The organism is Variovorax atrisoli 110B (genome assembly GCF_000382045.1).
GTDB classification, from domain to species: Bacteria; Pseudomonadota; Gammaproteobacteria; order Burkholderiales; family Burkholderiaceae_C; genus Variovorax; species Variovorax atrisoli.
Genome location: NZ_KB907456.1, coordinates 1 through 20,237, shown reverse-complemented (window position 1 = coordinate 20,237; position 20,237 = coordinate 1). Strand labels below are relative to the sequence as shown.

The following is a 20,237-nucleotide window of genomic DNA, read 5'->3' as shown; positions in this document are numbered from 1 at the left end:
CGGTGATACACTCCAATAAGAATAGTTCTTATTCACCAACCCCGGGGTCTTCGAAGCCAAGCGCCTGCACGGCCTGCACGCCTCTTCCCATGCGGAAGTCGGGGCAGTCTTGTCGACGCGTTCAGGCACGCAGCCCCGGGACCCATCGTCGATGCTTGCGAGAAGGCGGCCGGATGCGCGACCTCGTCCAGGAACTTGTAGCTCACTATGCGGACTTGCGCCGGCAGCTGACTCGCGACCTGAGAGATCCGCACTACGCGGCCGACATCGCGCAATCGAGCTTCGAGCGGGTCTACACGGCAGCCCTCAAGGCGCGCGGCGGCAATCGCGGCGATGCCCCGTCCGACCTGCTGGACGCCAATGCCAACGCCATCGAATCGCCTCGGGCCCTGCTGTTTCGCGTGGCGCGCAACCTGTGCGTCGACGACGCTCGCCGGCGCAAGGTCGCCCAGGAGTGGGCCGGCACGCATGCAGGCATCGGCACGCAGCAGACGGCGCAGTCCAGCGAATACGTCGTGGCCCAGCAACGGGTTCTGGCGCGGGTGGTCGAAACCATGGAACAACTGCCGCCGCGCCGGCGTGAAGTCTTCCTGCTGTTTCGCGCCTACGGCCACACGCGCAGTGAAATAGCGCATCGGCTGAACATCACCGAAATGGCCGTGGCCAAGCACCTGCTGCGCGCCACCATCGACTGCTCGCGCGTATTCGCCGAACTGCGCTCGGAGCTGATCGAACCCCAGGTCGTGCTGAGCCGGCCGGGCTTCGACGCGGCATTGGCAGAAGACTTCTCGTGAACGGCGGCAGCATGGCGGTCGGCGCTCCTCCGCGCGAACGGCTGATCGAGCGCGCGCTCGCGCTGATCGTCGAAGGCGAGATCGCCACCGGCGAAGCCGCGGGCCGCGCCCGCGCGTTGCTCGACCAGTGGCGCAGCAAATCGGCGGAGCACGCGGCAGCCGTGCAGGAGGCGCACGAGCGCTGGGATGCGCTCGGCGGCATGGCAAGCGACCTGCGCGCGCACTTCGACGAACCCGAAGCCGCTCTGATGGCCAATGCGGCAGCTGCCGCCACGACGTCGACGCACCGCCAGCAGCGCCGCAAGATGCTGCTTTCGGTCGCAGCCTTCCTGGGTACCGGCCTGGTCGCGGGCCGAGGCGTGCAGTGGTACTGGCAGCAACCAGTGTTTCGCGCTGCCTACGAAACCCGGACGGCTCAGATGCTCAAGGTGACGCTGACCGACGGCCGCGGCGATGCGTCCGGCAGCCAGCTCGACCTGGCGCCGCAGAGCGCGATCGATGTGACGCTCTATCGCCAGCGCCGCACCGTCGACATGGCGCACGGCGAAGTGCGCTTCGAAGTGGCGCGCGACACGACCCGCCCCTTTCACGTCCGCACGCGCGGTGCCAGCATCGAAGTGGTCGGTACCGCATTCACTGTGCGCGACCGCGGCGGCCCGCTCACAGTGGGCGTGGAGAATGGCCATGTGCGCGTGCGCGTGTCGCCGCGGGACGGCGCCGCCGGCGCGGAAGCGGAAGTAATCGATCTGCGCATGGGCGATTTGCTGGAAATCCAGGACGGCCACGCAGCCGCCGTGCGGCAGACGGACACGGCCGCCCTGTCCGCCTGGCGCAGCGGCTGGCTGGTCTTCGAGAATACGCCGCTCGGCGACGCCCTGGCCGCAGTCAACAGCTATCGCGCACGCCCCATCGTCAGCACGAACTCTCGCATCGACGCGATGCGGCTGTCGGGCCGCTTCCGCACCAACGATTCCGATGGCCTCGTTGCCGTGTTGCCGACGATCCTGCCCCTCGCCACAGAACCACGGCCGGATGGCAGCGTGGCCCTGCGAGTGCGCTGAGCCGGTCGGTCCTTCGCCGCCTGCCCGACTCTCAGGCGCCGGGCACGTTCCCGACAGGGTGGCCGGACTGCGCCAAGCCCCACTCCGCCAGCGCGATGTCGAGCGCACGCAGATGACGCGGGTCCTTTCCCAACCACTGGGCCAGTTGCTCGGCGTTCTGCAAGCTCGGTGACGCATGCACGCAGGCAAAAAGCGACGCCGCGGTGCGAATGCACTCCTCGGGCACGAGCGTGCGCGTGACCGGCCCGTCGCGCTTCATTCGAGCCCGCCCGTGGGCGGATGAAAATTCCTGCGGCGACTGACGACCAGCGCGGCACCCGCGAGCGCCCAGAGGCGCAGGGCGCGATCGAATGCGCGCGGATGCGCCTGGTCTTCCCGCAACCAGTGGGTCAGCTTCAACGCGCCCGTGCGGCATGGGTTCTCCCTGAGGTCCATGTAGAGACGCCATGCGGTTTCCTCGGCGTACTGCGCCTTCGGATCGTTTTGCGGGACCACTGCTACTCCAGGCGCTGTGTTGTTGATTCGGAACGACGACCGTCGAGGCCGATGCAGGGCCGGGAATGCCGGCGCGCAAAGGCGTCTCTTGAAAATGACGTTTCGAAAACCGGAATGTTCAGCCGGGCGTTCCCGCACCCGTCGTGGGCTGCAGCACGGGAGGCCCTGTGACCTGCTGTTGCTGTTGCTGCTCCCGGGATTTCAGGTACGCCTTGCGCTTGCGCAGCCAGATCACGACGCCGGTCACGCTCAGCATCGCTACCACCAGGCCCATCACGGAAATCAGGATGCGCCCCGGCAGCCCGAGGATGCGGCCCGAGTGCACCGGGAACTGTGCCTGCACGAAGATATCGGCGGCCGTGCCCTTCCAGGGCTCGCGGATGCCGACGAAGCGCCCGTCGACGCCATCGATATACAGGATCCGATGTCCGACGCCGCCTGACCCATGCTCGTCTTCCGGCGCATAGAACTGCGCGCCGTAGATGCCGAAAAGCTCGGCATAGAAGAGCTCCCCCACGGGTTCCTGCCAGCCGAGACGCTGCGCCTCCTGCGTTACCTTGCCGAGCACATCTGCATAGCCGAGCCGGGGGATCACCGGTTTTTCCTCGGGGGCAGGCTGGCGTTGCTCGAAAGGCATGGGCGTCACGTCGGACACCAGCGACATTGCAGGGAAGAACACCTCCCGGTACAGATTCAGCGAGAAGGCGGTGAACGCCACGATGAACAACAGCGCCCAGGTCCACAGGCTACCGGCGCGATGCAGGTCGAAATTCAGCTTGTATGAACCGCCGCGCCAGCGGACCTTCCACGCCGGCTTCCAGCGTTGCCACCAGGCCTTGGCTCCGTCGGCTGCGCGCGCCTCGCCCGCCGCGGGCTTCTTCGGCCGGCGCATCGGCAGCGTCAGGTAGAAGCCGGTGAAGCAGTCGATGGTCCAGACGAGCGCGATCACGCCCATCAGCCATACGCCCCAGCGATCGATGCCCCAGAACTTCGGCAGGTGCAGGCTGTAGTGCAGTACGTAGAGAAACGAGACGAAGTTCTCCTTGCTGATCGGCCAGACCGCACCCCATTCGCGCCGCCCGAGTTCTTCGCCGGAAGCCGGATCGATGAAGACCTGGTTGAAGCCGGGCTTGAACAACTGGCCGGTGGCGGGATCGACGCGCGCCTGCACGCTGAAGGCCAGCGAATGCCCCGGCTCGGCGGCCATCGGCAGCGCCGATACCTGCACCTGCGGATGCCGCGCCTCGATCTGCCTGGCCAGCTCCAGCGAGGACAAGGCCGACCCGGTCGTGCGGGCATCTGTGAGATGCGGATTGAGCCATTCGTCGATTTCGTGGTCCCACGAAATCACGGCGCCAGTCAGGCCGGCGACGAACAGAAATGCGGCCATCAGGAGGCCGGCCCAGCGATGCAGGGCCACGAGCATCAAGCGCATTCGGTATGTCCTTCATCGGCGGCGGGCGCGACACCCGTGCACCGGGGCTCCTGCCATCCACCGCCCATTGCACGGTAGAGCGAGACCCGTGCCTGCAGACGCGCCATGCGCAGCTGCACCGAAAGATCCTGCGCGGCGTAGAGAGTGCGCTGCGCATCGAGCAATGCGAGCAGGGTCTCGGCGCCAGCGCGATAGCGGGCTTCGGACAATTCTGCCGCACGGCGCGCCTCGGCAAGCTCGGCTGCCTGTGCAGCGGCCTGCGCATCGATCGCCGACACACCATTCAGCGCGGTCTCAGCATCCGCGAACGCACCGACGATAGCGGCCCGGTAGTCGGCCAGCAGTTCTTCGCGCTTCGCCTCGGCCAGTTGCCGATTGCCGGCCAGGCGCCCTCCGTCGAAGACCGGCGCCGCCAGACCGGCAGCCAGGCCGTAGAGCGGATTGTCGAAGAGCCTGCCGAAACGGCTTTCCCCGGTGCCCACCGTCGCACTCAGGGAAACGGTCGGCAGCAGCGCGGCGCGTGCCGCCAGCACGTTGGCGTCGGCGGCGGCCAACCGGGCTTCCGCGCGCGCGATGTCCGGGCGGCGCACCAGCAGGGCAGAGGGCGCGTCCACGCCGATGACGGGAACCTGAAGCGCGTCGAGCCGCGGCCCTTGCAGTTCGAACGCCTTTGCCGTGGTGCCCAGCAACAGTGCGAGCGCAGTCTCCGCATCGCTGGCCTGCTGACGCAACGCCGCGTGTGCGCGCTGCTGTGCAGCCACCAGTCCACGCTGCTGCGCGAGATCCAGCGGCGACACGGCGCCGGCGCGGCTGCGCGCCTCCACCAGTGCCAGCACGCGACGCGCATTGTCGAGATTGCGCGCGGCAATCTCGGCGCGCTCACGCAAGGCCAGCGCAAGCAGCCAGCTGCCGGCGACGTCTGCCGTCACCGTGAGCCGCACCGTGTCGCGGTCGAAGGTGCTGGCGCGCGAGCCTTGCAGCGCCTCGTCGCGCAACGCGGCGCTTCGGCCCCACAGGTCGAGTTCATAGGTGGCGGCAAAACCCGCGGCATAAGTGCTGCCGGCGACCGTGGCGTCACTGCCTAGGCGCCCCTCGCGGCCGATGCCGAGGCTGGCCGTGACCTGGGGCTGCAGTGCCGCGCCGGCGATGCGCGCCCGCGCATCGCCCTGCCGCACCCGCGAGACAGCAGCGGCCAGATCGTTGCTTTGCGATTGGGCGCGCGCAATCACCGCGTCGAGCTCCGTGCTGCCGAAGCTGCGCCACCATTGCGCATCGATCGGACCCGTGGTGTCGTCGACCTGCGCGTGACGCCACACGGAGGGAAGCTCCACCGCGCGCTCGGCACGGTCGCCGTGCAGCGCACAGCCGGACGTCAACGCCGCGCACAGCAAGGCCATCCAACAGGCAACGTAAACCGGGCGCGTCCTGGGCATGGTCACTCTCCCGCCAGTGCCACCACAGGGTCAAGCCGCGCGGCATTGCGCGCCGGCATGAATCCGAAGATCAGGCCCGTCAGCACTGCGCAGCCGAAGGCCCCCACGCTCGCCGCCAGCGAGAACAGCACCGGCACGCCGGCCAGCATCAGCCCCACGACGATGCCCAGCCCCGCGACGACGCCCACGGTGCCACCCACCGAAGTCACCAGCACCGCCTCGGTCATGAACTGCCGAAGGATGTCGCGCTGGCGCGCGCCCGTCGCCATGCGGATGCCGATCTCGCGCGTGCGCTCGCGCACCGTCATGAGCATCACGTTCATCACGCCGATGCCGCCGACGATCAGCGACACGATGGCGATCAGCCCCAGCATCAGCGTCATCGCGCGCGCCGTCTCGGTCTGCACGCGCAGCGCCTCGACGCGGTTCCAGATGCGCACTTCGCGGCCGGCCTGCTGGCGCGCCAGCTGCGCCTCGATGGCCTCCGCCGTCTCCTGCGCCCGCTCGATGTCGCGCACCTGCACGGCGATCCACGTCGGATGCGGGTGACCGTAGATCCGCGTCGTTGCCGCGGACAGCGGCACCACCACGCGGTCGTCCTGGTCCTCGCCGTCGTTGGCGCCCTTGGCGGCAAGCACGCCGACGATCTGGAACGGCACCTTGTCCACCAGGATGTCCTGGCCGACGGGGCTTTGACCGTCCGCGAAAAGCAGCTTGCGCACCGTCTGGCCGATCACGGCGACCTTGGCGACGCGCAGTTCGTCGTCCGCATCGAACATCACGCCTTCGGCCACGCCCCATCCGAGCACCGGAGAGAAGTCGATCGTGGCGCCGCCGCCTTCGGTCAGGTGGTCGATGTTGCCGCGCCGCACCACCACCTTGTCCTCGATGTAGGGCGCCACGCCCTCGACGTTGGGCAGCATGCGGAGGGCCTCCGCGTCGGCCAGCGTCAGCGGCGCGCCGGGATTGCGGGTGCTCGCGACCTGGGCCGAGACGAACATGGTCCGCGTGCCGAAGGTCTCGAACTGCGCCATCACCTTCTTCTGCGAGCCGCCCCCGACCGCGAGCATCACGATGACCGATGCCACGCCGATGACGATGCCCAGTAGCGTGAGCCCGGTGCGAAAGCGGTTGCTCCACATCACGCGCCACGCCGTGCGCGTGGCCTCGCGCATGTCGGCCGCCATGGAGGCTCCGCCGCGCGATGCCTGCAGGTCGGGCATCTCGATGTCGACCGCAACGGCCGGCTGCTCCATGCCGCCCGAGTCCTCGACGATGCGCCCGTCGCGGATCTCGATGATGCGCCGCGCCTGCGCCGCCACCGAGCGGTCGTGGGTGATGAGGATCACGGTGTGGCCCGCGTCCGCCAGCTCGCGCAGCAGCGCCATCACTTCAGCGCCGCTCTTGCTGTCCAGGGCGCCGGTGGGCTCGTCCGCAAGGATGATCCGCCCGCCGTTCATCAGCGCACGCGCGATGGCCACGCGCTGCTGCTGGCCGCCCGAGAGCTGGTGCGGCCGGTGGTGCAGCCGCGCGCCCATGCCCAGCCGTTCGAGCAGGGCAACGGCACGCGCATGTCGCTCGGCTTCCGGCATTCCGGCATAGAGCGCGGGAATCTCCGTGTTCTCCAGCACCGATTCGCTGGGCACCAGGTGGTAGCCCTGGAACACGAAACCGAAGGCCTCGCGGCGCAGCCACGCGAGCGCATCGCCGTCGAAGGTGGACACGTCGCGCCCGTCGAACAGGTAGCGCCCCGCGCTGGCCCGGTCGAGGCAGCCGAGGATGTGCATGAGCGTGGACTTGCCGGACCCCGAGGCACCGACAATGGCGACGAACTCGCCCGCGTGCAGCTGCAGGGAGATGCCGTGCAGCACCGTCACGGCGGGGCTGCCGCCTTCCGCGCCGCCCTCCCCTTCACGGCCACCGTACGACTTGCGGATGTCCTGCAACTCGATCAGGGGCCTGGGGGTCTCCCCGCGTGCGGGCTTCCGAGGCGGTGTCATTCCTTCGCCGCCTTGCCCACGACGATGCGCTCGCCGGCCTGCACCCCTTCGAGCACCTGGGCCGCCAGGCGGTTGCGCACACCGATGCGCAACTCGCGCCGCTCCGCCTTGCCGTCGGCGCGCAACACACGGGCGGTGAAGCGATCGGCGCTGCCGGCCACGGGCACGAGTGCAGCCAGCGGCACAGTGAGCACGTCCTTCTCGGCGTACTCGACGAACGATACTTTCGCGGTCATCTGCGGCATGAGCTCGCCGTCGGCGTTGTCGACATCGAAGAGCGCGGTATAGACCACCACCTTGCTGGACGCGGCCGACTGGCGCGCTCCGCTGTCGCTGTTGCCCGACTTGTTCTCCGGCAGCGGCGGCGCAGGCAGCAGCTGGCGCACCTTGCCTTGCCACTGGCGCCGGCTTTCGCCGAGCGTGGTGAAGTAGACCGGCATGCCCGCCTTGATGCGACGCACGTCCGCCTCCGACACCTCGGACCACACGGTCATCGACGACAGGTCGGCGATGCGCAGCACATTCGGCGTCTGGTAGGCGGCATTCAGCGTCTGGCCTTCGCGCGCCTCGACGGACACGATGGTGCCGGCCATCGGCGCGTAGATACGGGTGTAGCCGAGCCTGGCCTCGTCGGCCTTCAGCGTGGCCTGGGTCTGCGCGATCTGGGCTTCGAGATTGCGCACTCGCGCGGCGGCGGAAGCCAGCGTGGCCTCCGCACTCTGCACGTCTTCTTCGCGCGTCGCACCGTCGGCAGCCATCTGGCGCTGCCGCGCCTGTTGCTGCTGCGCGAGGCGGTGCTGCGCCTGCTGGTCCGCCAGCTGTGCCCGCTGGCCCGCGAGCGACGCTCGGCCCGCGTCGACCGTGGCCTGCTGCACGCTCGGATCGATCTCGACCAGCAACTGCCCCTTGGCGACGATGTCGCCGGGCTGCGCCCGCAGCTTGAGGATCTGGCCCGAGACCTGCGCGCCCACGTCCACATAGTGCCGCGGCTGCAGCACGCCAAGCGCGGTTACGCTCGATTCGATGGTCGTCCGCGCCACTGCCACCGACTCGACCTCGGCAGCGGAGCCGCGCCCCCAGAGCATGCCGGCGCCCGCCACGGCCGCCAGCGAAACGAGCGACAGAGCCACCGCGTAGCGGCGACCGGCGCGCTTCGGGGCACCGCTACTGACACCACTGTTCATCCCGCCACCCCGCTAGGCCGAAAGACGCTGCGTGCGCGGCCGGGAATGAAAACCGGCCAGCGGCAGCATTCCGGCGCCATGGCCGCCGGGCTCTCCAAACTGCGACTCATACGAACCCTGTGGCGTCGCACCCTGGCTCCGGCACGTCGAGCAGGGGCCGTGGATCTGCACGTCGAACGCACCGGCCGACGGCAACCCCCGGCTCAGCGCCACGCGCATGAGCACCTCGCGCAGATCGCGGTCATGAACCTCGGCGACGGCTCCGCAGCCGCCGCAGCGCATGCGCACGCCGCAGGGCTCGGCGTCCGGCATCTTGTAGCGGAACACCGCCAGAGCACCGCCGCGGCTTCGCACCCATTCGCGCATGATCAGGCCGCTCTGCTCGAACTCCTTGAGGATGCGGTAGACCGTCGTCAAGCTCACCGAGGTGCCGCGCAGCAGCATGCGGCGGAAGACTTCTTCGCCTCGCTGCCACTCCTCACCAGCATCCGCGAGGGTCTGGAGCACGCAGACGCGCACCGCGGACGGTCGCAGGTTGGCCGCCCGCAGTTGCGCCAGGAAGGCGGGACGCGGCGGCTGCGGCAGGGCTTTATGTGCTTGCGGTTGGTCGTTCACGCGGCGAGGCTTTCGAGTCGGGGCCGGGCGCGGTCTTCCGCGATGCGCCCCGCGCGCATGGTGATCACGCGGTCGGCCAGGTGGAAGTAGCGGTCGTCGTGCGAGATCACGACCAGAAGGTGCCCCTTGGCACGCAGCTCGGGCAGCAGCTCGGTGTAGAACAGATGACGGAAGGTCGGATCCTGGTCGGCCGCCCATTCGTCGAACACCAGCACTGGCCGCCCTTCGAGATACGCATGCACCAACGCCAGGCGCTTGCGCTGGCCGGTGGAAAGATCGGTGGTGGTGAACAAGCCATCCTTCACGGAGACCTTGTGCGCGATCTCCAGGCGTTCGAGGTACGGCAACGCAGCCTCGGGCAGGCCGGCAGAGGACGCGCCGCCGGAGCCGTCCGCCACCAGATCCTCGAAGAGGTAGAAGTCGGAGAACACGGTGGTGAAGAGCTGCCTGTAGTCGTCCCGGGCCTCGGGCGTGACGACCTTGCCGTCGACGAATATCTCCCCGCCTTGCGGCGCATAGAGGCCCAGCAGCAGCTTGATCATGGTGGTCTTGCCGGAACCGTTGTCACCGACCACGAAGACCAGCTCGCCCTTGTTCAACCGCAGGTCGACGGGGCCCAGCACGAACGCATCGCTGCCCTCCGCGGCGTCGAAGGCATAGCGCACTCCGCGCAGTTCGATGGCGCTGCCCAGGCGCACTTCGCTAGGCGCGCGGTCCAGGTGCAGATGCGGCTCGGGGCTTGCGAAGCGCGTCGACAGGTCGGCAATGCGCTGGAACGCCACCTTGGCACGGCCCACGCCCGGCAGAGCGCCTGCGATCTGGTCCATCGGCCCCTTGAGGAACAGCAGCACGAGAACGAAACCGCTCAGCACCACGGGATCGGTGTTGCGGAAGGCCGCCCAGCCCAGGATCAGCGCGATCAGCAGGAAGAACAGCGCCGAGCCGAAGGCCGTGGCGATCACGTAGGTGTTGATCGCCCGGCTGTTGACGGTGCGGATGCTGTCGACGATGCGCTCGATCTGCCCGCCGAACACCAGCGCGCGGCGCGAGCGATGCATGCGCAACTCCTTCGCACCCTCGCTGATGCCGCGGTAGGCCTTGTGCAGTCGCTCTTCGTAGTCGCGCGCCTTCCAGAAGCCGGCCACGCCGCGGGTTTGTGCCACCACCTGTATGGAGATGCCGATGACCAGTGCCACCATCAGCACGCAGAACAGCGGAAACGACAGCACCGCCAGATAGGTCAGGCATCCCAGGGCAATGGCCAGCGAGATCAGCGTCGCGGAGAAAGCGAAGGCCACGTCGCTGATCATGTCCACGTCCTGCGACAGCACGGGCATCAGCCGGTGCGTGCGATAGCGCTCCAGCGCATCGATCGGCGCCGACAGGATCTTCTGGGCCAGGCTCTTGCGGATCTGCGAGACGAGTCGCTGCCCGACGAGATTGGTCGAGACGTCCGAGACCACGCGACCGATCAGCGACACCGCGCACAGCGCAACGAAAGTCAGCAGCAGGCCGCCGGCGAGGCCGCCGGACGTGTTCAGCACCTTGTTGATCGTGGCCAGCAGCAGTACGGTGGCCACGCCGGCGGCGATGCCGGTGAACGACGACAAGGCCATCCATGGGAGAAAGGGCTTCAGCAGGCGCCTGATTTCGGCGGCATCGCCATTCGAAGATGTCATGCGAAAGTCTTTCCGCCCCTGGGGCGACAACGACCCGGCAGCGTGGACCTCCAGCGACCGGACGGGTAACGAATGGAAGACGACCGGGCGGATGGCCAGGGTCGCCGGCAGCTCGGAGCCGCTCCCCATTCAACGGGCGACGCTCCAAAATGTTCATGCGGCCTCAGCGTGAACACCGGAGCCCTCCGTCCGTCCTATCTGCATGCACGACGAATTCCATTTGCCTTCCGAGTCCCGGACCGGGCCATGATTGCGCTGCTGGAACCCCTGTTCCAGGGAGAGCACGCGAGGCATGGCGAGGCCCTCCATTGCGCGCCGCAGCCGCCCGCCAATGCCATCGGGGTAGCCGATCTGCTGCACGACCCCGCCCTGCTGACCGAGCTGCTATATCGCCAGGCCCGACATCTCGGCGCCGATGTCCGCGATCTGCGGGCGGTAGCCTCCGCATGGAGCCTGGAGTACCTGGGCATGTGGCTGCCGCCAATGGTGGCTGCAGCCAGCGTGCTGCAGCATGCCTTTCCGGCGGCGCCGGAACAGGTCTGGGTGAGCTTCGACGAAGCCGGCGATCCGCTCGGCTTTTACATCCGCGACCTGGGCCGGCCGATGCCAGGCGCCAGCACTGCGCAACGCTATGCGCCGATGTTCTGGCAGCACCTGGAGCCGCTCTTCGCAGCCATCAGCCGCCTGACGAAGCTCGCGCCAAAGATTCTCTGGAGCAACACGGCACGGCACATCGAAACCATCCTGAACGAAGCACTGGCCATGACCGGCTGCGCGGCGCCGATCACGCAGGACCGGGACCGGCTGCTGCGCGACGCGACCTGGCCGCAGGCGCGCGTCCATCCCCTGTACGCGCCCCGGCGGGAGGTGCGCAGGATCGAGGCCGGCCGCTGCGAAACCCTGACGCTGTACCGGCACTGCTGCCTGAACCACCTGCTGCCCGGCGAGACGCACTGCGGCCCATGCCCGCTCGCACCTGCGTACCGCAGGGACCGGGCCGAAGCGGAAGAACGGAACGCCTGAGCGGCGCATGAGCCCTCGCAGATGAACAGATTCACGGCTGCCTCGTCTTTCTCAGGCGGCGGCACATCAGCCACCACTTCAGACCAGACCAACATCGAACGCCCATGTCCAAAGCCAAACTCGTCTACATCCTGTCCCTGAGAAATGCCGCGGCCGACCAGGCCGGCCAGTTCATCGACTACAAGGGCGAGCGGCGCTACATGAAGTCACCGCTCGAATACCTCGCCGAGGCGCTGGACGGCACGTCGCTGGGCGACGCGTATTCGCTCGAGGGGATCATCTACGACGACGACCAGAGTTCGCCGCGCGACCGCAAGTCGCTGCAGGACTACGGCTTCGCCTGCGAGCCGGGCAAGAAATGGATCTTCCCCGCTGACCTGCGCACGCAAGGCAAGCGGCTGAACGACATGCTGCACCCCATCGCGTCGACCTACCGGCAACTGCCCCTCGACGCCCCCGACCGCGCCAAGGGAAAGAGCGACTTCGAGCGCCGCCTGTACGACAAGCTGGTGGAACTCGAGGCCGACGTCGTCGTGCTCGACGGGCTGCTGGTGATCCTCGACGAACTGGTGCGCCCGGGCGCGCCGTTTCACCGGCGGATCGCGAATATCCATCCCGGCATCACGCGCATCGAGTCGCCCTATGAGCGCCGCGGCGCCCACGCAACGCTGGACGCGCTGTACGGCGCGCAGGGCAAGCGGGTGGTCGACTGGAACACCCTCGAGAAAGTCGATGTCGCCCCGGTCACCATGACCGGCGCGTCGTTCCACTACGTCGACAACGGCATCGACTCCGGCGAGGTCATCTTCGACGTGCTCGACACGAAGATCGAGCCCGGAGAAACGATCCTGGAACTGCGCTGGAACAACTTCAACAACAGCCTGTTTCCCGCGCTGCACCAGGGCCTGGCCCTGCTGGCCGAGACCACCATGGCCCCGGTTGCCGCGTGAACACCCGAGCGCACCCGGCGCCATGTCCAGCAATTTCCTGGGCGATTGCCTCACTCGCGCATGCGAGCCCTCTTCATACACAGGAGTCGATCTTCAATGCAACACGTCCATGATCTGATCGGGATCGGGTTCGGCCCGTCCAACATCGCGCTGGCCATCGCGCTCGAGGAAAAGCGCCATGCGGGCAGCCCGTTCGACGCCCTGTTCATCGAGAAGCAGCTGAGCTTCGCCTGGCACCCGCACATGCTGCTGGACCATGCGCACATGCAGATCTCGTTCCTGAAGGACCTGGCGACGCTGCGCAACCCGACCAGCCACTTCACCTTCATCAACTACCTGCACGAAAAAGGCCGACTGACGGACTTCGTCAACCTCAAGAGCTTCTTCCCGAGTCGCCACGAGTTCAACGACTACCTGTCCTGGGCCGCGGAGCAGTTCGACGACGCCTGCGCCTACGGTGAAGAGGTGTTCGAGGTGCTTCCCGAGGAAAAAGGCGGCGAAGTAGCCCTGCTGCGCGTGCGCTCGCGCAACCACTCGGGCAAGCTCGTCGAGCGGCTGACGCGCAACCTGGTGGTCGGCATCGGCGGCATGGCCAACATTCCCGACAGCTTTCGCACCCTGCGGAACGACCCGCGCGTGTTTCATTCCAGCACCTACCTGCAGGACATCGCACAGATCGGCAACCCGCGGCGGGTGGCCGTGGTGGGCGCGGGGCAAAGTGCAGCCGAGATCTTCATGGACCTGCAGGGCCGCCCCGGCACGCCGCAGGTCGACCTCATCACGCGTGCCCGCTCGATCCGCCCGGCGGACGACAGCCCCTTCGTGAACGAGATATTCAACGCCGAGTTCACCGACTACACCTTCAGCCGCTCGGAGGCCGAGCGCGCGGCACTGCTTGACGAGTTCTGGCATACCAACTACGCCGTGGCCGACCTCGAGCTGATCCAGCAGATCTTCAAGTCCTTCTACCAACAGCGGGTGATCGGCGGAAACCGGCTGCGCCTCCTGCGCCGGCACGACATCCGCGGAGTGACTGCCGACGGCCACGGCGTGCACCTCACGCTGTGGGACCAGAACGCGATGCGCGAAAGCACCGTCAGGTACGACGCAGTCGTGCTCGCCACGGGTTATGCAAGGGAGCATCACAAGACGCTGCTGTCGCCGCTGGACCCGTACCTGGGGGACTACTCGGTCGACCGGCATTACCGGCTGCAGGGCACGCCTGACTTCCGCCCGGCCATCTACCTGCAGGGCGCCTGCGAGGATTCGCACGGCCTCAGCGACACCCTGCTGTCGGTCACGTCGGTGCGTACCGGAGAGATCGGCAGCGCCCTGCTCGCGACCCCGGCCGGTCCTGCCGTCCAGGTGCACCAGAAGCACCAGGAGCACGAAGCGATCGGAACCTGAGTTTTTTCGGGCATCGGACCCCGGGGCGAAAAAAGTTGCGACGGTGTGTCTCTGTTTTATGAGTTCGAACGTCTTACTCATAGAAGCGCCAGAGACCGGAAATCGGGCCGGCATCCGCGCCCGAAGGTAAATACGTCTTACTTTTAATTGAAACCCTGGAGTCCCTGACTTATGCGTCCCTTGCCTCGTCAACATCTACTGAATGCCGCTCTTGCTGCTGCCTTCGGAACTGCCCTCGGGTTGCTGAGCCCCGTTGCCATGGCTCAGACGCCAGGTCAGGCGGCCGTGCAGGTGTTTGAGGTCAAGGTGCCGGCACAGCCTGTGGCAACGGCACTGAACGAGCTCTCGCGGCAGACCGGCGTTCAGGTCTTTGCCGCAGGCGACGTGGTGGCCGGCGTCGGCTCCCAACCGGTGTCGGGCAGGCTGACCGTGGCGCAGGCCCTGGAGACCATGCTCGCAGGCACCGCCCTGCGCGCCACCCGGACTGAAAACGGCGGCTACGCCGTCCGTCGCGCCGCGGACGTGCCGGCCTCTTCCTCCTCGACGCTCCCCACCGTCACCGTTCTCGCGGAAGGCGAGGCCGAAACGGCTTCGGGCCCGCTCAAGGGCTATGTCGCCAAGCGCAATGCCGTCGGTACGAAGACCGACACGCCGATCATCGAAACACCCCAATCGATCTCGGTCGTCACATCCGATTTCATCGAGGCCACCGGCGCACTGCGCCTGAAGGACGCTCTGGCCTACACGCCCGGCATCAACGTGTCGCCATGGGGTGCGGATTCGCGCTTCGACTGGACCATCATCCGCGGCTTCGACGCGCAGACGCCCGGCTACTACCTGGATGGCCTGCAGCTGCGCAACAACAACGGCTGGGCCGTCTGGCAGACCGAGAACTACGGCACCGAGCGCATCGAGGTCCTGCGCGGCCCGTCGTCGGTGCTGTACGGGCAGACCGGCCCCGGCGGCATGATCAACGTGGTCAGCAAGCGTCCGACCGAGGAGCCGCTGCGCGAACTGCAGGTGCAGCTCGGAGACAACTCCCGCCGCCAGGTCGCGGGCGACTTCTCGGGCCCGCTCGACGAGCAGGACAAGGTGCTGTACCGAATCACTGGACTGGTGCGCGACGCCAAGCTGGACGCCAGCGGCCTGCCGAACGACCGCACGTACATCGCGCCGTCGCTCACCTGGAAGCCGTCGAGCGACACCTCGCTCACGCTGCTGTCGCACTACCTGCGCATCCGTGACGGCAGTTCCTACGGCAGCTTCCCCGAAGTCGGCACGCTGCTGCCCAACCCGAACGGCAAGTTCTCGCCGAAGACCTACGTGGGCGAGCCCGGCTTCGACCACTTCAACCAGGACCAGTGGATGGTGGGCTACATGCTCGACCATCGCGTGAACGACACCTGGACGCTGCGCCAGAATGTGCGCTACGGTTCCATCAAGGTCGACTACCGGCAGGTCTACAACGCGAGCAACTTCGTGACCGTCAACCCCGACGTGCCTTCGGACCCGGCCAACTTCCGCACGCTGAGCCGCTTCCCCTTCGGCAGCAAGGAGAGCGCGCGGCTCTTCACGATAGACAACCAGGCGCAGGCCAAGTTCAAGCTCGGCGACTGGCAACACACCTTCCTGTTCGGCGTCGACTACCAGCGTTCGCGCAACTACCAGCGCACCTACAACGCCGGCACGGTCTCGAACATCGACGGCTACAACCCGGTGTACACGAACGACGTCGTCCCCCTGGACCCGTGGTTCGACGCCAAGACCAGCCTTGAGCAGACCGGCTTCTACCTGCAGGACCAGATCAAGTGGGGCAACTGGGTCGCCACGCTGGGTGGCCGTTATGACACCGCGACGGCCCGCCTGAACAACTACCTCGACGGATCGACGACGCGCATCACGGACCACAAGTTCACGAGCCGCGCGGGCCTGGTCTACCTGCATCCGAGCGGCTGGGCGCCGTACATCAGCTATTCCGAGTCGTTCTCGCCGACGGTGACGATCGACCCCGAGACGAGCAAGCCGCTGAAGCCAGAGACCGGACGCCAGTACGAAGCCGGCGTGCGCTACCAGCCCCTGGACGGCAAGAGCAAGTACAGCGCCGCGATCTTCGACCTGCGCCGCCAGAACTACATCACCTACAACTCGACCTACCAGCCGAAGCAGACCGGCGAGATCCTGGTGCGCGGCCTCGAGCTGGAAGCAGCCTTCCAGCCGGTCAAGAACATGAACGTGATCGCGGCCTACACCTACACGCCGAAGGCGGTGGTCACGGCCAGCAGCACGGCGAGCGAAATCGGCAAGCAGATGCAGGCCGTGTCGCGCAACCAGCTGTCGGTGTGGACGGACTACCGTTTCGATTCCGGCATCAAGGTGGGCCTTGGCGCGCGCTTCATGGGCTCCAACCACGGCTACCAGGAGTCCGCGGCAGCCAAGGTGCCGTCGTACACGCTGATCGACGCACTCGTCGGCTACGACTTCCAGCGCTGGAGCCTGGCGCTGAACGTGCGCAACCTGACCAACAAGACCTACATCAGCAACTGCAGTTCGGGCAGCTGCCGCTACGGCGAGCTGCGCAAGGTCGTCGCGACGGCAACATACCGCTTCTGACGACGACGCGCCGGCCGGGAGGGCGTCAGCTCCCGGCGATCCCTTCTCCTCCTGTCTTCTCGAGACTAGAAAACGGCCTTCATTTCTGAAGGCCGTTTTTCTTTTCACTTTCCGCTTGTTTGCTTGCGTGCGTGCGTGCGGGCCGTGACCCGCACGCCATCGCGCTACGCCAGCACCTCCGTCCGTGCCAGGTGCTGCCTCAGGCTGGCGAGCATCTGCGGGTGTCGGATGATGCTCAGGTGATCGGCGTCGGGCACGATCTCGGACGACAGCACCGGGGCGCTGTCCGACCAGTTCCTCAGCACGCCGCGTTCCTGCAGCGACGCATCCGCGAGAAAGACGTGCATGGGCACGTCGATGCGGTCGTAGGCGCATTGCTCTGCCCGCAGGCGCTTGTCGAGCCGGATCCACATTTCGCATTCCAGCGATTCTTCGCCCGGCCCGTCGAGGGGGAACTCGCGGCCGGCAAACAGCATTTCCTCGAGCACGTATGCGCGCTCGGAGCCCCCCATCCGCGCCAGCAGTTCATGCCAGCGGTCGGCCATCTGCGAACGTGCCAGCCAGGCGGCCAGTGCCTCTTCGGCCTGCCGGCGCTGCACGTCCGTGAGGGTGCGCGTGGCCCGCAGGGCGGTGTTCTCGAAGACGTCGACCATGCCCACGAATTCGATCTCGACGCGGCCCTGCAACTGGCGCACCACCTCGAACGCAAGATCGCCACCCGACGACCAGCCGAGCAGCGCGCAGCGCCCCTGCAAGGCAGTCGCCGAGATGAAGTCCGCGTACTCTGCGGCAATGGCCTGGACATCGAAGCCGCGCCAACGCTTTCGCGTGAAGACATGGCAAGCGAAACCGTAGACCGGCCGGTCGTCCTGCAGTGCCTGCGCCAGCGGCAGGAACTCGCGCGAGTTGACCATCAGGCCCGGCAGGCAATAGAGCGGCGTTCCGCTGCCGGTTGCGTTGAAGCAGACGGCGTTGTGCTCCTGCTCGAACTTCTGGCGCAGGCGAGCCGCGAGATCCCTCAACGAGCCGCTTTGCATTACGTCGATCAGGGACAGCCAGCTTCCGCCAGGAACGCTCTCGCGGATGCGAGCGATGAGCTTGAGGCTGATGATGGAGTCGCCGCCGAGTTCGAAGAAGTTGTCGTTGCGGCCCACGCGAGCCACTGCGAGTACTTCGGCCCAGATGGCTGCCAGAGCCTCCTCGACCTCCCCCTCGGGCGCCTCGTACGCCCTCTCGCTCGTGAACTCCGGCGCTGGCAGCGCCTTGCGGTCCACCTTCCCGTTCGCGTTCAGCGGCAGCGCCTGCAGCTCCACGATCACGCTCGGAACCATGTAGTCCGGCAGCGCTTCGCCCAGCTTCTGCTTCAGGGCCGCCGTGTCGATCACCTGGCCCGCGTTGCCCGAGACATAGGCCACCAGCCTCGTACCCGCAGGGCCCTCGTTCGCCACGACCACCGCCTCCCGCACCTCCTCCTGGGCCTGCAGCCCCGCCTCGATCTCCCCCAGCTCGATGCGGAACCCCCGCACCTTCACCTGGTGGTCGATCCGGCCCAGGTACTCCAGCTGACCCTCGTTGTTCCACCGCACAAGGTCCCCCGTTCGGTACAGGCGCTGCCCCTTCTCTGTCGCGATGAAGCGCTCCGCGGTCAAGGCGGCTCGCTTCAGGTACCCCCGAGCCAACCCCTCCCCACTGACATACAGCTCCCCCGCCACCCCCTGCGGCACGGGCCCCAGCTGTCCGTCCAGCACCTGCATCCCCAGGTCCGGGATCGCCACTCCCACCGGACTGCGCTGCTGACCCAGATCCGCCCGCGTGATGCGCCGGTAGGTCACGTGCACCGTCGTCTCGGTGATGCCGTACATGTTGATCAGCTGCGGGCTGCCGTCCCCGTAGCGCTCTATCCAGGGCCTCAGGCGCTGCGGGTCCAGCGCCTCGCCTCCGAAGATCACCGCACGCAGCGACAACCCTCCCTCCAGCGCCTGCGGCAGGGCCACCAGCTGCCCGAAGGCCGATGGCGTCTGGTTCAGGATGCTCACGCGCTGCGCGCGCAGCAGCTGCAGGAAGTCCTCCGGCGAGCGGCTCACCCAGAACGGCACGACCACCAGCTTGCCCCCGGCGCACAGCGCTCCGAAGATCTCCCACACCGAGAAGTCGAAGGCGTAGGAGTGGAACATCGTCCAGACATCGTCTGGCGAGAAGCCGAACCAGTGCTGCGTGGCGTCCAGCAGTCGCGTCACGTTGCGGTGGCACAGCTGCGCGCCCTTGGGGCGGCCTGTGGAGCCCGATGTGTAGATGACGTAGGCCAGGTTCTCGCCGTGCAGCGCGACCTGCGGGTTGCCGTCGGGCTCGGACGCGGTATCGAGCGTGTCGAGCGGCAGCACCTGGAGTGATTCCGCGCCGGGCAGTGCGCCCAGGTGGCTCTGGGTCAGCAGCAGCTCGATGCCGCTGTCTTGCACCATGTAGGACAGGCGATCCGCCGGGTACTCGGGGTCCAGGGGCACGTAGGCACCGCCGGCCTTGAGCACCGCCAGGATGCCCACCACCATCTCGATGGAGCGTTCCACCGCGATGCCCACCCGGCTCTCGGGCTTCACGCCCAGGGCGATCAGACGGTGGGCCAGGCGATTCGCCTTCGCGTTGAGTTCGCCGTAGCTCAGGGACTCATCGCCGAAGACCAGTGCAGTGGCATCCGGATGCTGCGCCGCCTCGCGCTCTATCCGGCTGTGGATCGGGTCGCCGACTGAGGATTCCTGAGATTGGTGTTGCGATCCCCATGCCGTCAGCTGACTGCGCTCGGCATCGAAGATCACATCCAGTTCGCGAATGGGCTGCGCAGGATGCTTCTCCAGTGCAGCCACGATCCCGTCGATGGCCATGCGCATGAAGCCGCAGATGCGCTGCGCACTCACCGCTTCGTGAATCTGCGCCACCAGCTCGAAGTCCTTGCCCAGATCATCCACCGACATGCCGAAGGGATAGTTGGTGCGTTCCTGTCCACCAAGATCGTCCATGCCCTCCCACATGGGCACCGCATCCTGGCCTTCGATCACCTCGGGCTCCGGGCTGTACCGGTAGTTCAGCAGCGCCGAGAACAGCGGCGTCCCGCCCGGCAGCGCACTGCAGCGCTGCGCCAGCGACAGGTTCGCATGCTCGTGGTGCAGCAGCTGCGTGAGCGCTTGATGCGTCTCCTTCACGCACGCCTGTATCTCTCTGGCTCCCAGCCTCACCCGCAGCGGCAGCGTGTTGATGAACAACCCCAGCGCTCTCTGCGCCCCTTCCCCGCCCTGCATCCGCCCGAACAGCACCGTGCCGAACACCACGTCGTCCTTGCCCGTGGCCTTGCCCAGCACCAGCGCCCACGCCAGGTGGAACAGCGTCGCCGCACTCACCCCATGGCGCTGTGCTTCTCTTCGGATCTCTTGTGCGAGCTGGGCATCGAGCCTCAGCCGGGCTTCTTCTACCCGCGTGCCGTCTCCCTGCACGTCCAGCAGGTTGAACGGCGCCGTCGGCTCGTCCACGTCTGCCAGCATCTGGCGGAAGAACGCCTCGTG

At 67.2% G+C, this 20,237-nt stretch carries 15 protein-coding genes; 6 read left to right on the top strand and 9 right to left on the bottom strand.

Translation table 11 applies throughout. From position 1 onward, the window contains the following. Window positions 1–173: 173 nt before the first annotated feature. Both G369_RS0119710 and G369_RS0119705 read left to right on the top strand, forming a co-directional pair. Window positions 174–794, top strand: coding sequence for an RNA polymerase sigma factor (locus tag G369_RS0119710; RefSeq protein WP_019655748.1), 621 nt, complete (start codon window positions 174–176; stop codon window positions 792–794). Next, a complete protein-coding gene (locus tag G369_RS0119705; protein WP_019655747.1) occupies window positions 791–1,855 on the top strand; it encodes a FecR family protein in 1,065 nt (354 codons plus the stop codon). The genes G369_RS0119710 and G369_RS0119705 overlap by 4 nt, the downstream gene beginning before the upstream one ends. Window positions 1,856–1,886: 31 nt before the next feature. On the opposite strand, the gene G369_RS0119700 is transcribed toward G369_RS0119705, so the two are convergent. The 8 genes from G369_RS0119700 to G369_RS0119665 form a co-directional block, all read right to left on the bottom strand. Further along, complete coding sequence (locus G369_RS0119700; protein ID WP_019655746.1) at window positions 1,887–2,114, bottom strand: hypothetical protein; 228 nt, start codon at window positions 2,112–2,114, stop codon at window positions 1,887–1,889. After that, a complete protein-coding gene (locus G369_RS36075; protein ID WP_019655745.1) occupies window positions 2,111–2,350 on the bottom strand; it encodes a hypothetical protein in 240 nt (79 codons plus the stop codon). Before G369_RS36075 ends, G369_RS0119700 begins: the two co-directional genes overlap by 4 nt. 118 nt (window positions 2,351–2,468) lie before the next feature. Then, on the bottom strand, window positions 2,469–3,776 hold the full coding sequence (locus G369_RS0119690) for a PepSY domain-containing protein (protein ID WP_019655744.1): 1,308 nt from the start codon (window positions 3,774–3,776) through the stop codon (window positions 2,469–2,471). Then, complete coding sequence (locus G369_RS36070) at window positions 3,776–5,218, bottom strand: efflux transporter outer membrane subunit (RefSeq protein ID WP_244164359.1); 1,443 nt, start codon at window positions 5,216–5,218, stop codon at window positions 3,776–3,778. Before G369_RS36070 ends, G369_RS0119690 begins: the two co-directional genes overlap by 1 nt. 2 nt (window positions 5,219–5,220) lie before the next feature. Beyond that, entirely contained in the window at window positions 5,221–7,218 is a 1,998-nt protein-coding gene (locus G369_RS0119680; protein WP_051127610.1) for an ABC transporter permease, read from the bottom strand. Beyond that, a complete protein-coding gene (locus tag G369_RS0119675) occupies window positions 7,215–8,402 on the bottom strand; it encodes an efflux RND transporter periplasmic adaptor subunit (protein WP_019655741.1) in 1,188 nt (395 codons plus the stop codon). The genes G369_RS0119680 and G369_RS0119675 overlap by 4 nt, the downstream gene beginning before the upstream one ends. A 12-nt stretch (window positions 8,403–8,414) precedes the next feature. Further along, a complete protein-coding gene (locus G369_RS37150) occupies window positions 8,415–9,017 on the bottom strand; it encodes a Fur family transcriptional regulator (RefSeq protein ID WP_020723173.1) in 603 nt (200 codons plus the stop codon). Further along, entirely contained in the window at window positions 9,014–10,696 is a 1,683-nt protein-coding gene (locus G369_RS0119665) for a cyclic peptide export ABC transporter (RefSeq protein WP_019655739.1), read from the bottom strand. Before G369_RS0119665 ends, G369_RS37150 begins: the two co-directional genes overlap by 4 nt. Window positions 10,697–10,942: 246 nt before the next feature. On the opposite strand from G369_RS0119665, the gene fhuF reads away from it, so the two are divergent. The 4 genes from fhuF (at window position 10,943) to G369_RS0119645 (ending at window position 16,686) form a co-directional block, all read left to right on the top strand. Then, window positions 10,943–11,719, top strand: a complete 777-nt coding sequence (gene fhuF / locus G369_RS0119660) for a siderophore-iron reductase FhuF (protein WP_019655738.1) — start codon at window positions 10,943–10,945, stop codon at window positions 11,717–11,719. A gap of 104 nt (window positions 11,720–11,823) precedes the next feature. Beyond that, window positions 11,824–12,669 (top strand): formyl transferase, encoded by an 846-nt coding sequence (locus G369_RS0119655; RefSeq protein ID WP_019655737.1) that lies wholly within the window; start codon window positions 11,824–11,826, stop codon window positions 12,667–12,669. A gap of 96 nt (window positions 12,670–12,765) precedes the next feature. After that, window positions 12,766–14,076, top strand: coding sequence for a lysine N(6)-hydroxylase/L-ornithine N(5)-oxygenase family protein (locus G369_RS0119650; protein WP_019655736.1), 1,311 nt, complete (start codon window positions 12,766–12,768; stop codon window positions 14,074–14,076). Window positions 14,077–14,334: 258 nt separating this feature from the next. Beyond that, window positions 14,335–16,686, top strand: coding sequence for a TonB-dependent siderophore receptor (locus G369_RS0119645; protein ID WP_019655735.1), 2,352 nt, complete (start codon window positions 14,335–14,337; stop codon window positions 16,684–16,686). A gap of 164 nt (window positions 16,687–16,850) precedes the next feature. Here the strand turns inward: G369_RS0119645 and G369_RS36060 are convergent. Then, window positions 16,851–20,237: non-ribosomal peptide synthetase (locus G369_RS36060; protein ID WP_019655734.1), on the bottom strand; the 3,387-nt coding region annotated here is incomplete at its 5' end.